This is a genomic window from Haladaptatus sp. (assembly GCF_049589095.1).
Classification (GTDB): domain Archaea; phylum Halobacteriota; class Halobacteria; order Halobacteriales; family Haladaptataceae; genus Haladaptatus.
Genome location: NZ_JBAWAC010000198.1, coordinates 1 through 14934 on the forward strand (window position 1 = coordinate 1; position 14934 = coordinate 14934).

The following is a 14934-nucleotide window of genomic DNA, read 5'->3' on the forward strand; positions in this document are numbered from 1 at the left end:
TCCTCGCGCTGGGCAAGCGAGAGCGAAACCTCGAACTACTCGCCGACCTGCTCAAAAACGGCGGGTACGACGTCGAGATAGCGACCAGCATGGGCGAGTTCGACGAACTGCTCAAGCAACGCGACGACGTTGCCCTCGCCGTCCTCGACGTGGATGGCTTCACCGAGGACATCTGGAAGCGCTGTGAGCAACTCAACGACCGCGACATTCCCATGCTCGTCCTCGCCGCACAGATTCCCCCTGCGATGCGACAGAAGGCGGTCAGTCGCGGCGCACAGACCATCCTCGAAAAGCCGGTGGACAAAGCGGATTTACAGGCGACGATACGTGGGTTGATGGAATACATCCGGATGAATCGCTGACTGGCCACTCCGCTCGATGCGCTTTTTCGGTACCGCTCGAATTCGACACCATTCGCCGTCGATTTTCACACTTCCGTTCCGGACAGTTACGACGTTCGAATCGTCGAAGGAGAAAGGATGACGAGCCGTTTTGCGACCCACCAGGAACCATTGGGGGCGGGAGGGTGAGTGGGCGGGAGCGGGATGAGGTTGGGGGAGTGAGAGTGGAGGCTGTCGTGGAACCGAGGGCGGCACGGGACCACGAGCGATGAGGGCCGAAGCGTGGTCGTCGGGGGAACGACCGGGGGTGGTGGGTCGCTACGTCGTCATCGATTATTTCTATACCCGATACCCAATTCAGTACTTCCATCTTACTATCAATAGCAACGTTACTGTCGATAGTATCAACACACACCATACTATTCTACATATCCTTACTCTCCGTACTCGCCTCGTTCGTAACACTCCGTTCGTCGTCCTTCCTGCACGCCGAACGTCCCCCGACCACGTTCCACCTCGTCGCTACAGTTTATGTCGAAACGCTCGGAGCACGTCGTGTCCGGTGTCGGTCAACGTCACTTGCTTTTGGCGTCCGACTTTCCGAACCTCGATGTAGTCGTCCCGTTGCAGTGGGTCGATGATGTTCGCGTTCAACAGGGCGAACTTCGCCTTGTCGTTCGCCGGATTACTGTCCGCGATGAAGGAAAGCCCCGCCTCTTCGGAGTACCCGATAATGTCCTTCTTCTTCGGCGTGTACACCTCCGTATCCGACTCTTGGAGATAGTTCATCACCGACACTTGATCGCGTGTGGGCGATTCGATGGGGTAGGTCGGGAGCACTTCCTCACCCGTGTACCCGTAACTTTGCCGTTCTTCCCTGTCCGCGTGGGCGTACCCCTCCGGATGGACGTAGTAGGCCGTCGCGTCCGTCGCCATACAGGCGATCGCCGCGCCGACAGCGGAGAGTTTCGACCCGCTCGCGACGTTCACGCGAACGATGTCGTCCTGGTGTTCCGAAACCAGCGTCGTGACGATTCCCAACACGTCGTAGATATCCATCAAATCCACCGTCCGCGACCGGACATCGATCCCTTCCGCTTCGAGTTCGTCCTTCAACGCGTCGTGGTAGTCCGGCTGGTCGGATTCGGGACTGTCGTGTTCGAGGAGATAGAGGATGTCCACCCCGTGCTCCTGAACGGGACCCAAGATTCGGTCGTATTCGAACCCGAGCGGAGCGATATGTACCTCATCGATGGATTGCATAGCCGATTTCTTTGCGTGAAACTCGTTAAAACCGCTAGATTTTCGTCCCGCCTTCCGTTCGAGTACCACCAACTCGCGGTGAAATTTATGACAAAATGGACAACATTTGTCACGCCAACGTTTGCCAATCAATTGAATAGGTGGTTGAGAATCTAGTCGCGTCACGTATCGGATCGAATCCGCGACTCATCGGGGTGGTTGTCCACGGGCGAGTCGGGGAAACCGAGGCCAGTTGGAACTCTTCTTATGTCATCGTATAACTGGAATTCTCGTCACCGCGTGTCAGTCGCCTCCGCGTCCGTCGCAAGCAGGAGGGTGAACGAGACGACCGCGACCAACAGCAGGACGAGCGCGAGATACCCACGCCACGAACTGGTCGGCAATGATACCTGACCGACGAACGATAACGTTCCGACAGCGAGGCCGATCCCGAGCACAGCGACGAGCAGTCCCCCTGTCGCGTGGGCTACCTCACCGCGGCGTGTCTCTGCCGCCCGCCCGATTTGTAGTCCGACCTCCGCCGCGTGGTCGCCCACGTCCCGGACCACGAGGGCGGCACCGACGGCACAGAAGACGATGACCGGGGCCGCTCCGAGTTCGGCGGCGGCGAGTGCGCCGATGAACAGCGCCGCGCCGCCGAACGCGAACCCGCTCGCCGAATCGAGCGCGACCCACGGTCTGACCGCCAACACGGCGAACACCTGCACCAACATGAGCAGAATCAACACGCCCGCAACGCTCCCCGCGATGACCGTCGCCGGACCGAGTTGCTCGACCATTCCCCAGGGCTCGATGGTTGCGAGCGTCGATCCGACAGAGGGGACGAACGTCGATACCGCTCCGACGAGTCCCGCCAACGCGACGCCGCCGATACCACCGGCCGCAAACGCGAGCGTCTGGGGCGGTTCGTCACCCATCCACGCGATGATGACGTGTTGTGCCCCCCGCGCGGCGAGGATTACCAGTTCGAACAGGATGACCGCACCGACGACCGCTTGAAGCACGCCCGAACCGAACACCGATCGGATTACGTCCCCGAGCACGGACAGCGACGCCAACAGCCTCGCGAACCAACGCGGTCCCCATCCGGAATACACGACGAGGATCTGTATCGCGAGGAACGCCCAGTACGCCACCGGGACCGTTTCGAGTCGGAAGCCGAACGGTTCGAGGATTCGCTGCCGGAGTCGTGCCTTCGCCGGAAGCCAATCGTCCAGTATCGGGACCACCCAATGGAGCAGTTCGACGGCCGCCAAACAACCAATCTGCAGGGCGATGATCATCGCCAGCGTGCTCGACGTGGCGGCGTTGACGATGACCAAACTGCTGAGTCCGCCGAGCGTCCTGAAGAGACCGCCGTGGATGCACACCGCGAGGGCCGTCCCGACGACGAGCACCGCGGTGGACCGCCGAAGCATGAGGTACACCGGAAAGCCGACGCTCGACGAGAGGTCGACCCTCGCGTTGAGCAGTACCGCCGTCATTCCGAGTCCGAGCAGGAGCGAGAACAACGGCGGCGTCCCGAGTCCGGTGGAGGCCGTCAGTGCGATCGCACCGCCGACGATGGCGAGGCTTCCGGCCGCTCGGCGTTCGTTCTGCTTCGACTGCATCCCGTTCGCGCCCAGTGCGATGCAGACCGCACCGACGACGCCCGCCGCGACGCTGACGAGGTTACCCGTTCCGACGCCGAGCAGAATCACCGCACAGACCGCAACGACGCTCGCCAACGCGCCACCGAAGCGCGTCGAACCATGATTCACGCTCATGCGGACCTCCTCGTGCTCTTCGAGACGGCCGCCGCAAGCGGTTCGTCGGGCGACCAGTCGATCGCACGGAGTCCGCTCCGTCGAGCCTCGTTCAACCGTTCCGCCCGCGCGAGACTGGACACCGTCCCGCCCGGTGTTTCCGTTCCGGTCATGTCCGGGCTGACGACGGTCACCGCGTGGCCGTGTGCGTCGAACCGTTTTGCGACAGTGACGGCCATGTCGTCGGCCAGCGGTGAGAGGAATATCACCTGCGTCTCGGAGGACAGACGTTTCCGGAGGCGCTTGAACCGCGACTCCCGTATCCGTTCCTCACGCCCGGTTCCGAAGAGTCCGCTTCCGCTCGTCGTCTTCCGGGGCGTATCGATCTCTTCGAGTTCTTGACGGACACGAGCGACCTGCTCACGGCCGCCATCGGGCGCGAGAAACAGGGGTTGTGGGCCGTACAGCGCCAATCCGACGAGATCGTTCTGTCGGACGAGCGCGGCCGTCATCCGCTCGGCCGCGTACCCGGCAAGGTCGATGGCGTTCGGCTCCCCCGACCGGCGAGCGATACAGGCCTTCGATCGGGCGTCGACGAGGAGCAGGACCGATGCGGAGCGACTCTCGCGGAAGTTCACCGTCGTCAGCTCTTGGGTCCGCGCGAACCGCTTCCAATCGATTCGGCTCATCGGGTCGGCGGGACGATACTCCCGTGTCGAGTGGAACTCGATACCTTCGCCGCTCGCATCGGTCTCGATGTGACCCGGCATGGAAGTGGTCAACTGCGACAGCGGCATGTCCTCGACGTACGTATCACACGTTATGGTCATCGGCAGGTTTCGCTCCTCGCGGGCTTCGGCCGTCCCGCTCATGGATTTGGCCACGAGCGTCGTCGGTTCGAACTCGTGTGCGCCACGCTGGGCGCGAATCGTGTACGAGAACGAAACGGTTTCTCCCGGCCCCACACTTGTCCCGTGACGCGGCGACCCGTCCACGACGGCGAGTTGTTTCGGAACGCCGTCCACGATACGGAGGTCCGGGATCGCATGGTCGCCATAGTTCTCGACGGTTATCGTCACCTGTACGTCCTCGCTCGGGCGGGGGGATCGCTCGCTCACCGCTCGGTCGACTTCGACCGTGATATCCGGCGTTCTGGACATGAACTGGTAGGCCGCGTAGACGAATCCGATGACGGCCGAGAGGAACATCACGGTGTTTCCGGTGACGACGCCCGCCGCACCGGCGAGCAGCGCGACCGTCATTCCGGCGTTCAATCGCGGGCCGTTTCCATCGCTCATCGTGACTCCCCTCCGTTACGAGTTCGGAGTTCCGAAACCGCCCGCTCGGCGCGGCGGTCGAACGTCTCACCACGCGCCCAGTCGTTGATTCTCGTGCGAAGCGGAATGGACGCGTTCGACGCGCCGAGGAAGGCCGCCGCACGCGGGTCGTCCGTCCACGACCCCGCTTCGAGTCGCTCGGCCGCTTCCTGTTTGGTGTCTCCCTCTGCACGGAGCGTTTCGATCGCGGCTCTTCGAACGTGACGCCGCGCAGTTGCCCGGCGACTGCGCCGCTCCCTGGCTTCTATCCCGAGGACTTCGGACAGTCGAAGCCCGTCGTCCACGTCGGACCCGGTCGTCCGCTGTTCGTGGAAGTGCGCTTTCTCGGGCTCGGTTCTCGGTTGCCAGATGACCTCCCGCTCGTCCACCACGCCGTCTTTCAGTGACCAGATGGCGAGCACGCCGCCCGCGCCCGCGAGGAGGAAAATAGTCATCGGTTTGGCGATCCAGCCGACCAACGGCCTGACCGTGGCCTCCGGTACGACTTGCGGGACGAAGACGACGAGGAACGCACAGGTCAGCGAAACGACACCGGCCGCGAGCAGGATTCGCTCGCGGCTTTGATCGGTTCGGAACAGCCGTCCGACGTGCCCGGCAGCGCGTCCGATGGCACGTCCCACGAGACGCATCATTCGTCGTCCTCCCTGAACCGCTCGATCCTGTCGATCGCGGTGCGGGCCAATTTCGTCCGCTTCCCGGACGCCGGGAACCTCCCATACCGGACTTCACGGAACGCATCGGTCAACTGGCGAACCGCATCTGCCGGGTACCCGCGGTTCATCGCCACGCGTGCGTACTCCGCGGGGGTCGTGGTTCGCCGACGCCTGACCGGGAGGCGTTCGATCATCGATTCCCACGCCTCCTCGATACTCGGCGGTCCCCGTTCCTCGGGTTCCGGCGGGGCGGTTTCGTGGCTCGTGGTTCGTCGCTTCGATTTCCGGCTGGAACCGCCGAAACTCGGCCGTGAGAGGACCTTCGGTATCGAAAAGAGGCCGCTTCCGACGCTTCCGACGGAGAGCAACGCCCCGCCGAAGCCCCGTCCGAGGATCGAGAACGTTTCCGCGATTGCCGACCCGAGACCGACGGTCCCGGCCGAGAGACCACGGCCGAGTTCGGCTAACAGACCGAACGCGTCGTCGGTAAATCGCGGAATCGACGCGGAAAACCCGACGACGAGACTCATCGTTCTGGCGGGAATTTTCCCGAACAGTTCGCCGATGGGGACGCCGCGAATCACGAGCGGTATCGCGCCACCGCCACCGACGCGAACCGTCCCGGTACGGAATCCGGCGAGGAGGAACCCGACGAGGCAAAGGAGGGCGACGCCGATTCCTTCGAGGATCGTTTTGAGCAGGTCTCCTCCGCCGGCCGAGGGATGATTACTGGCTCCCGCTCCGGCGTTCGTCGTCGTAGTCGTCGTTGTCGATTGGCCGTTCGAGTCGCCGTTCGAGTCGCTGCTCGTCGTCTGGGCCGCTGTCGTCATCGCATTCGATTGCTGACCGGTCGTGGTTCCGGCCTCGACGGTCGAGTGACCGCCGTGGCCGGTCCAACCCGAGTTACCTGCACGACTCCCGCCTCCCGGACCGGCGGGATACGACCCGAACCCGGTCGCCGGAAACAGGGACGCGCCGAAGATAACTGCGAGGACGCAGAGGGCGATGAGGGCGGCACGGAGATGATTACGGTCCACTGCTGTTCGGGTTCTTTCTCATCCGGCAAATATCTTCTCCTAAATGAACACATCCTTGAACCAACATTCATGTGTGATGACCGCGACACGTTACGTACGACATGTCACGAGATCCCGCCCTGACTCGGCGAATATTCGCCACCCTCGCGTGCGTGCTGATCGCAGACCTCCTGCTCGTCGGCTGTGTCGCGTTCCTCCTCCGCCCCTGGCTCGCCCCCGTCGCGTCGAGCCTTCCCGCCGGTTTGGGATGGCTGGCGTTCGTCGTCCCCGCGACCGCGGTGTTGGTGTGGGCGCAACTGCGATACACCCGCCGCGAAGCCCTCTCGGAGGTCGATGCGACCGTCGTTACCGACGAGACGCACTCGGACCTCGTCGCGCGCGTTCGACGGCTTGCGACCGGCGCTGACGTCGCCGTCCCGACCGTTGCCGTTTCCGAAACTGAGGTCGCAAACGCCTTCACCGTCGGAACGCCGCGACGCGCCACGGTCGTCGTTTCGACCGGCCTGCTCTCCGCCCTCGACGAGGACGAACTGGACGCGGTGCTCGCCCACGAACTCGCGCACGTCAAAAACCGCGATGCGATGGTGATGACCTTGGCGACCTTCCTCCCGGCGCTGGCGGGCAACTACTCCCTGCTCGCCGACCTCGGTCTGGGGAAATCAGCCAGACGAACCGCTTGGATGGTCGCCATCGCCCTCCTCTACGTTCCGAGTGCGGCCGTCATCGACGCGCCGATTTTCGGCGTTCGATACACCGTCACGTACGTCCTGCTCGTCGCGTTCGTCCTGCTGTTCGGCGGGGTCGCGCTGGGACTGCTGGCGATGCCCGTCATCTCGCTCGCGGGACGGCTTTCACACGACCGGGAGTTCGTCGCCGACCGTGCGGGCGCGACGCTCTCGGGCAGTCCGGCCTCGATGGCGTCCGCGCTCACGACGTTGGCCGACACACCCGCGGCACCCGACCGGGACGCACGCGCCGTCGATGGCGTGAAACAGCTCTGTTTCCTGTCCGGCGGGTTCGGGAAGGGCGAGGAGGACGAAGCGGGCGCGCTCGACTCGCTCCCGATTTCGGTGCAGACCCATCCCGCGATCGAGGACCGTCTCGCCGCGCTCCGTGACGTGGCGTCGGAACTCGAAGCCTGAGTGATACCCAAAAAATTCCGATCCACTGTTATCGCGTTTCGTTGAACGACTCGATTCGTCGGCGAACCGTCGAGAAGACGCCCGCCCACTTCAGTTCGACCACGCCCCATACCAGGAGCGTCAGGACACTGATGAGGATGGCGACGACTTCGGGGACGCCCATCCAGATCGGCGTGATGTACATCAGCGCGTTGAGGTACTTGCCGGGCATCTTGTCCTTGACGCCGATCCAGAACTCGTTGACGAACCCGTTCGACTTGGATTTGAGTCCCGCTTTTTGGGCGCTCGGGCCGCCGGCGCTTTCGTCACCCGTGCCGAGCCGCTCGGCTTCGTAGGGGAACGCGATTTGCACGTCCCAGACGATCTTGCCCTTCTCGTTCACCTCGAAGACGCGGTTCCCGTTCGAGTCGGTGATGAGCGTGTGGCCGTTCGGCAGACGGTCGGCGTCGCGGGGCCACTGCATCTTCGAATCCTGCCACACCCACGTCTGGTTCCAACTCCCGTTCTCGCGCTGGTACTCTATCACGCGGTTGTTGTCGGAGTCGGCGACGACTTCCGCCGGGCCGCCGTTCGACTCGTTGATGTAGTCGGGGTTGTGTTGCTCGTAGAGAATGCTGTGGTCGTCGTCCTTGCCGAGCGTCTCGTTCTTGAGCATGCCCTTCCCCGGCTTGAGGAACACGACTTGGTCGTGATTCCGGACGCTCACGGCGATTCGTCCGTCCTTGAGCGCTTGCACGTTGTTGATGTGCGACCAGTCCTTCGGGTACTCACCGCCGGTCTTGTTCGGTTGGTAGACGTCGCTCACGTTCCACGTCCATCCGACCTGTCCGCTCGTCGTGTTCACGATGAACACGCGGTCGAGGAAGATGTCGCCGACGACGAAGTGGTTCTTGTCGAGCCGGTCGACGTCGTGATACCGGGTCGCTTCCTTCCCGGGCGTGATCTGCGACCAGATGGGGGTTACCTTCCCGGTCGTCAGGTTCACGCGGTCGATTCCGTTTCGCGTACATGCGGGGACCTCCCCGTGGACCTTCATGTACGTGTTCCACGTCTTCTGGGAGACGTTGCGCTTCGTGAGGTTCCAACTGGTCGGACACTCCGATTTGTTCAGGTGGTCCGCGTAGGAGTACTCGACCGTCGTTTTCGTTCCCTTCACCGGGTCGACGTCCCAGTATCTCGTGTGGGTGTCGTTGTAGTACAGGATCGACCCGTTCGGGTTGAACGCGACGAGTTCAGCCCGCGCACGAGGGCCACTTCCTTCCTTCCCGAGCCACGAATTGGAGTCCGTGGCGATGACAGTGATGTTGTCACGGGGGGAGACCATTGCGCCCGTTTCGGCTCTGATTTGGGACTGTGTTTTTCCGCTGAAATCCGCCGAACTTCCCGGGGTGGAGGCATACGCGTTTACGACGGCGATCCCGGAAAGTATCACGAGTCCGGCAAAGAAAAGTCGATACATCCGCTTTGATACCATTACCTCCCTCTATTGGGTCCGAAAATATACTCGTTTTGACCGATCTCGTCAATCAAGAATCATTTTAACGCGCGATTACTCCGGCATAAATAATTTCCCTGTCATGACCTATCGCTGTGGATCGTCAGGAAATCCGACCGTTCCTCCGTGGACAACTGGGGCCCCGTTCCGTTCCGCCCGTCGTTCCGCAACCGAAAGACGAAGAAGGGACACGACCGTAGTGGGCGATAATGAGCACTGCTGAAACACGACTCCGAACGTTCGGCATGGGGATTTTCCTCTCGTTCGGGGCGTACGGCGTCGGTCAAATCGTCGCCCTGATTGCGTTTTTGGCTCTCATGGCCTTCGGCATCAACGTCGAAAACAGCCCTGGAATCCTGCTGTTGGTCAGTTCCGTCATGCTCCAAGGAGTGACGTTCGGCGGTATCGCGCTCGTCTACCTGAACTATCGCGACCTCGGTCTCGACTTCATCCACATCCACGTCCCGTCGCTTCGGGATATCGGTGTCGCCATCGGTGGGTTCGTCCTCCTCTTCGGCGCGTTGAACGTCATCTCCAGCGTGATCCAGTCGCTCGGCCTCCACTCCGCGGAGAACTCCGTCGTCGATATCGCGAGCGGGAATCCGGCGGTGTTCTTGCTATTGATTCCGCTCTCGTTCCTCCTCATCGGTCCCGGCGAGGAACTCCTTTACCGTGGCCTCATCCAAGGGGTTCTCCGCGAATCGTTCTCCCCCGTGCCCGCGGTCATCCTCTCCAGCGTGCTCTTTGCGTCCATCCATTTCTTCTCGTTGCAGGGATCGGGCAAATTCGTCTACCTCGCGACCGTGTTCTTCCTGGCGCTCATCCTCGGGAGCGTGTACGAGTACACGAACAACCTCGCCGTCCCGATACTCATCCACGGCGCGTACGACGCGACACTGTTCGGACTCCAGTATCTCATGGCGACGGGCCAAATCCACCCGTAACCGTCCGCCACGGGATAACAACTCAGCGCGGATTTTTTAATAATTTCTACCTAACGAAACCCCGTTCTATAGCAGCTGGATTAATAAACTCGTGGTGGCTACGTTCTCTCATGCAAGACACGGGTTCGGACAGGTCGCCCGACTCCGGTTCGTGTGGCTGTTGTGAGGGAGAAACCTCCGGCGACGGCCGCGGAGATGGCAGTTCCGATGGTGATTCGGTGAGTGGGAACGGCGACGGGAGCGACGTCGTCCGGTTGTCCGTCCCGGATATGGACTGTGCATCCTGCGCGGGCAAGGTCGAAAACAGCGTCCGGAAAATCGACGGTATCGACGCCATCGACGCGGGCGTCACGACCGGGACCCTCTCCGTCGAGTACGACGGTGAGACGACGAGCGCGGACGAGATTTCGGGTCGCGTCGAGAAGGCGGGGTACGCCGTCGAAGACGATGGCTCCCAGGTGACGGTTTCAGTCCCGGACATGGACTGTGCGTCCTGTGCGGGCAAGGTCGAGAACGCCCTCGATTCGGTACCCGGCGTCCGCTCCTACGACACGCGGCCGACCACCGGAAAAGCCGTCGTCACGACCGATCCGTCGGCCTCCGTCAGCGACGTGACGGCGGCCATCGAGAACGCGGGATACGAGGTCACGGGAACCAGCGAAGACGAGCGCGGCGAGTCACCCCGCTCGTCCGAAAGCGTCTGGCGGAGTTCACGCGCCATCAAAACGTGGATCAGCGGCGTCTTCGTCGCGCTCGGACTCCTCTTCGAGTTCGCACTCACGGGACAGAACGCGACGGTCGTCGCTGGTGCCACTGCGGTCGGAAATGCCGACATCACGGTTGCCGATGTTTCGTTCCTGCTGGCCGTCCTCGTCGGTGGACAGGCCATCGTCACCAACGGTTACTACTCGCTTCGCAACCGAAACCTCGACATCGACCTGCTGATGAGCGTCGCCATCCTCGGCGCGCTCGTGGTCAGCGTCGGATTCGGGAAATCGCTCTACTTGGAAGCCGCCACGCTCGCGTTCCTGTTCAGCGTCGCGGAACTGCTCGAACGCTACTCGATGGACAAGGCGAGAAACTCGCTCCAAGAACTGATGGACCTCTCGCCCGACGAGGCGACGGTCAAACGAGATGGGGTGGAAGAAACCGTCCCCGTGGACGAAGTTCGCGTCGGCGACATCGTCGTCGTGCGTCCCGGTGAGAAAATACCGATGGACGGAACGGTGACGATCGGAGAGAGCGCGGTCAATCAGGCCCCGATCACGGGCGAGAGCGTGCCCGTGGACAAATCCGAGGGCGACGAGGTGTTCGCCGGGACCATCAACGAGGGTGGCTACCTCGAAATCGAAGTCACCTCGGAAGCGGACGACAACACGCTCTCGCGCATCGTGGCGATGGTCGAGGACGCACAGGCCAACAAGACCGAGCGCGAGCAGTTCGTGGAGCGCTTCGCGGACTATTACACGCCCGTCGTGCTCGGATTCGCCGTCCTCGTCACGGTTGTCCCGCCGTTGTTCTTCTCCGTGCCGTGGGTGACGTGGTTCGTCTACGGGTTGACGCTCGTCGTCCTCTCGTGTCCGTGCGCGTTCGTCATCAGCACGCCCGTCACCGTCGTCTCGGGTATCACCAGTGCGGCGAAAAACGGCGTCCTCGTCAAGGGTGGCAATCACCTCGAAGCGATGGGTGAGGTCGAGGCCGTCGCCTTCGACAAGACGGGCACGCTGACGAAAGGTGAGTTGACCGTCACCGACGTGATTCCGCTCAACGGCAACACCGAGGACGACGTCCTCCGCTGTGCCCGCGGCCTCGAAGCGCGCAGCGAACACCCCATCGGCGACGCCATCGTCGCCGAGGCGAACGGCTCGAACGTGGCCGAACACGAGATCGAGGATTTCGAGAGCCTCACCGGCAAGGGCGTCCGGGCGGACCTCAGTGGGACGACCCACTACGCCGGAAAGCCCGCCCTGTTCGAGAATCTCGGCTTCGACCTGAACCACGTCCACGAAACCGACGGCGGCGTCGCCGCAGCGGAAACCCGCGACCTCTGTGCGCGAAACGACTGTCTCGACCTGATCGACGAGGCGGTTCCGTCGCTCCAGCGCGAGGGGAAGACCGTCGTCTTGGTGGGTACCGAGGACGAACTCGAAGGCATCGTCGCCGTCGCTGACGAAGTTCGTCCCGAAGCGACGGCGGCGGTTCAACGCCTGCGTGACCTCGGTATCGACAACCTCGTCATGCTCACCGGCGACAACGAACGCACGGCGAAGGCCATCGCCGAACAGGTCGGCGTGGACGAGTTCCGCGCCGGACTCCTGCCCGAGGACAAGGTCGAAGCCATCGAGGAACTCGATGACGAGTATGGCTCGGTCCACGAGCAACGGTCGTGGGCTCGCCGGACAAGGTCCGGCGGTGTTGCGATGGTCGGCGACGGCATCAACGACGCCCCTGCACTCGCCACCGCGACGGTCGGCGTGGCCATGGGTGCCGCCGGCACCGACACCGCGCTGGAAACTGCCGACATCGCGCTGATGGGCGACGACCTCTCGAAACTGCCGTATCTGTACGACCTCGCACACCAGGCGAACGGCGTCATCCGCCAGAACGTCTGGACGAGTTTCGCCGCGAAAGCCGCGCTCGCGATCGCGGTTCCGTTTGGTCTCGTCCCGATCTGGGCCGCCGTCCTCGTCGGTGATGCGGGGATGACGACGGCCATCACCGGCAACGCCATGCGACTCGCTCGAATCGCGCCGAGCGACCGTCTCGGCGAGTAATCGTTTTTCGCTGTTACTTTTTTCATCGATTCGATGGCTGTACCATAGCCGCTTTCTTCGACCCGCCCCTATCGAAAACCAGCGGGTCGGACGTGCCCGTCCGACGTTCTCCCGTCAACAGAGGAAACTATGGATACTTCCACACAAAACGCCGACACGGCAACCGCCGGGTCGAACAGTTCGAGACGACAACTCGCGATTGCAGGCACAGCCCTCATCCTCCTCACCGGGGTGATTCACCTCGCCTTGGCACCCGAACACCTGGAGGAAACCACCTATCTCGGCGTGCTCTTCGTCGCCAACTTCGCCGCGGCAGCAGTCGCCGCGTACGGCATCTACCAGGACCGGGACTGGGGCTGGTGGCTCGGTGCCATCGTCGCCGCCGTCGCCATCGTCGCCTACATCGCGAACGGTACCGTCGGCCTGCCGATGACCGAGTCCGAAGGACTCCTCGAACCGGCCGGTATCGTCACCAAAGTAATCGAGTTCCTGTTCCTCGGCGTCGCTGCCATGTGGATGGGGAAGAACTGACGACGAACCGAGAACCGCCGATCAACCGAGAACCGCCGATCAACCGAGAACCCCCGACTTTCGAGCCGTTTTTGAACCGAAAACGCGACCCGCCGTTCATTGGTCGTTCCAGTCGATGTGCCGATTTTATCCCACTCGTTACTCCACTGTCGAGTCCTCGTATCGGCGCGTTATCTCGACTTCCTCGTCTTCCGCCGGAAACGTCACCTCGTAGATGTCGGGCATCGTAAGTTCCGCCCGCCAGAACTCGACGTCGAAGCGCTCGTCGTACTCGTGCAGGATCAGCGTGAGGAGATTACCGTGCGTGCCGACGACGATGGACTCGCCGGAATGACGTTCGCGGAGACGCTCGACTGCCGCGACTCCCCGCCGTTTCGCATCGTGATTCGACTCGCCGTTCGGCCACGCGAACGACCAGTCCGACCAGACCCGCTCGATTGCGCTTTCGAACGTCTCCCCGATGGATTCCACAGGGCCGTCGGTCAACTGCCGCTCGCGGAACCCGTCGTCCGCTTCCAGTTCGACGCCGTTCCGATCGGCGATCGGACGGACCGTCTGTCGGGCGCGGGCGAACGGACTCGAAACGACCGCATCTACGGACTCGTTCGAAAGGATGTCGGCGACACGCTCCACTTGCTCGTGACCACGTTCCGAGAGCGGCCGTTCCGCCTCCCGGTTCGGAACCCACGGCGAGTGGGCGTGGCGGACGAAGTGGATGGTCGTCATACGACATCTCCTCCTGTCCATCGAGTAATCTTTCCGATTTCGGACACGCCGTGCGATTTTTCGTGGACCTCGCAGCTAATTTTATGGTCGTCCTCGTTCACCGTTCCTATCACATGCGCGATTTTCACACCCACTCGAACTACTCCGACGGGAAGTTCCTCACTCGCATGGTGCGGGCCGCCGAGGCGGCCGGTCTCGACGGTATCGGCTTCGCCGACCACTGTACCGTCTCGTCGCGCGAGTACCCGCGCGACATCCGTGCGATACGGGGCTTCAACTTGGACGCCACCTACGAACGTCGGAGACGGGCCATCGAGGGGTTGCGCGAGACCAGCGACGTGGCGATATACGACGCCGTCGAGATGGATTACGATCCGCGCGACGAGGACGAAATCCGCGATTTCTTCGACCGGGCGAACTTCGAGTACACCATCGGCAGCGTCCACGACATAGAGGGGATGAACGTGCAGGTGTCCTCGAACTTCGACGGGATGTCGGACGAAGGGCTCGACGCGTTCGTGGACCACTACTTCGAAAACCTCGCATCGCTCGTTCGCTCCGAACTGTTCGACATCGCCGCCCACCCCGATCTGATAGAGCGAACGCCGGAACTCCGCGGCCGCGCCACCGAATCCCACTACCGAACGCTCGCGGAGGCGTTTTCGAACTCCCGGACTGTCCCGGAGATCAACGCCGGTCGGGCGCTGACCGACGCGGGAATCGTCCACCCGTCGGAAGGGTTCTTTGCCGTTCTCCGCGAGTACGATATTCCGTTCACCGTCGGCTCCGATTCACACAGGCCGGACGAACTTCCGAACCGACACGAGTTTCTGGACGATCACTTCTCGTCGTTGGACCTCGAACCGATCGCGCCGCCGAGTCTCGACCGCTGATCTCCCTCCGCTCGCCGATTCTCGCCCGCCGATTCTCACTCTCCGTTCTCCCG

The 14934-nt window shown here is 62.6% G+C and carries 13 protein-coding genes; 6 read left to right on the forward strand and 7 right to left on the reverse strand.

The genetic code is table 11. The features are described from left to right. Positions 1-362: response regulator (locus tag WBV42_RS06585; RefSeq protein WP_423985319.1), on the forward strand; the 362-nt coding region annotated here is incomplete at its 5' end. Between the two features lie 501 nt (positions 363-863). Here the strand turns inward: WBV42_RS06585 and WBV42_RS06590 are convergent. The 5 genes from WBV42_RS06590 to WBV42_RS06610 all read right to left on the reverse strand — a co-directional run bounded on the left by WBV42_RS06590 (position 864) and on the right by WBV42_RS06610 (position 6376). Further along, positions 864-1604 (reverse strand): DUF6293 family protein, encoded by a 741-nt coding sequence (locus tag WBV42_RS06590; protein ID WP_423985320.1) that lies wholly within the window; start codon positions 1602-1604, stop codon positions 864-866. Between the two features lie 272 nt (positions 1605-1876). Continuing rightward, entirely contained in the window at positions 1877-3370 is a 1494-nt protein-coding gene (locus WBV42_RS06595; protein ID WP_423985321.1) for a DUF7519 family protein, read from the reverse strand. Further along, positions 3367-4647: a DUF58 domain-containing protein gene (locus WBV42_RS06600; protein ID WP_423985322.1), complete on the reverse strand. Its 1281-nt coding sequence runs from the start codon at positions 4645-4647 to the stop codon at positions 3367-3369. Before WBV42_RS06600 ends, WBV42_RS06595 begins: the two co-directional genes overlap by 4 nt. Next, complete coding sequence (locus WBV42_RS06605; RefSeq protein WP_423985323.1) at positions 4644-5318, reverse strand: DUF7269 family protein; 675 nt, start codon at positions 5316-5318, stop codon at positions 4644-4646. The genes WBV42_RS06600 and WBV42_RS06605 overlap by 4 nt, the downstream gene beginning before the upstream one ends. Beyond that, on the reverse strand, positions 5315-6376 hold the full coding sequence (locus WBV42_RS06610; protein ID WP_423985324.1) for a DUF4129 domain-containing protein: 1062 nt from the start codon (positions 6374-6376) through the stop codon (positions 5315-5317). The genes WBV42_RS06605 and WBV42_RS06610 overlap by 4 nt, the downstream gene beginning before the upstream one ends. 101 nt (positions 6377-6477) lie before the next feature. Between WBV42_RS06610 and WBV42_RS06615 the strand changes: the two genes are divergently transcribed. Next, complete coding sequence (locus WBV42_RS06615) at positions 6478-7518, forward strand: M48 family metalloprotease (protein ID WP_423985325.1); 1041 nt, start codon at positions 6478-6480, stop codon at positions 7516-7518. A gap of 28 nt (positions 7519-7546) precedes the next feature. Here the strand turns inward: WBV42_RS06615 and WBV42_RS06620 are convergent, their stop codons facing one another. Further along, positions 7547-8977 (reverse strand): arylsulfotransferase family protein, encoded by a 1431-nt coding sequence (locus WBV42_RS06620; protein WP_423985331.1) that lies wholly within the window; start codon positions 8975-8977, stop codon positions 7547-7549. Between the two features lie 245 nt (positions 8978-9222). Between WBV42_RS06620 and WBV42_RS06625 the strand changes: the two genes are divergently transcribed. From WBV42_RS06625 to WBV42_RS06635, 3 genes are all read left to right on the forward strand, one after another. Next, positions 9223-9957: a lysostaphin resistance A-like protein gene (locus WBV42_RS06625; RefSeq protein ID WP_423985326.1), complete on the forward strand. Its 735-nt coding sequence runs from the start codon at positions 9223-9225 to the stop codon at positions 9955-9957. Between the two features lie 110 nt (positions 9958-10067). Further along, the gene (locus WBV42_RS06630; RefSeq protein WP_423985327.1) at positions 10068-12731 is read left to right on the forward strand and encodes a heavy metal translocating P-type ATPase; all 2664 of its coding nucleotides are present in this window, start codon (positions 10068-10070) and stop codon (positions 12729-12731) included. Positions 12732-12860: 129 nt separating this feature from the next. After that, complete coding sequence (locus tag WBV42_RS06635; RefSeq protein WP_423985328.1) at positions 12861-13262, forward strand: DUF7475 family protein; 402 nt, start codon at positions 12861-12863, stop codon at positions 13260-13262. Positions 13263-13400: 138 nt separating this feature from the next. On the opposite strand, the gene WBV42_RS06640 is transcribed toward WBV42_RS06635, so the two are convergent. Next, entirely contained in the window at positions 13401-13988 is a 588-nt protein-coding gene (locus WBV42_RS06640) for a histidine phosphatase family protein (RefSeq protein WP_423985329.1), read from the reverse strand. 113 nt (positions 13989-14101) lie between these two features. On the opposite strand from WBV42_RS06640, the gene WBV42_RS06645 reads away from it, so the two are divergent. Then, a complete protein-coding gene (locus WBV42_RS06645; protein ID WP_423985330.1) occupies positions 14102-14881 on the forward strand; it encodes a PHP domain-containing protein in 780 nt (259 codons plus the stop codon). Positions 14882-14934: the final 53 nt, after the last annotated feature.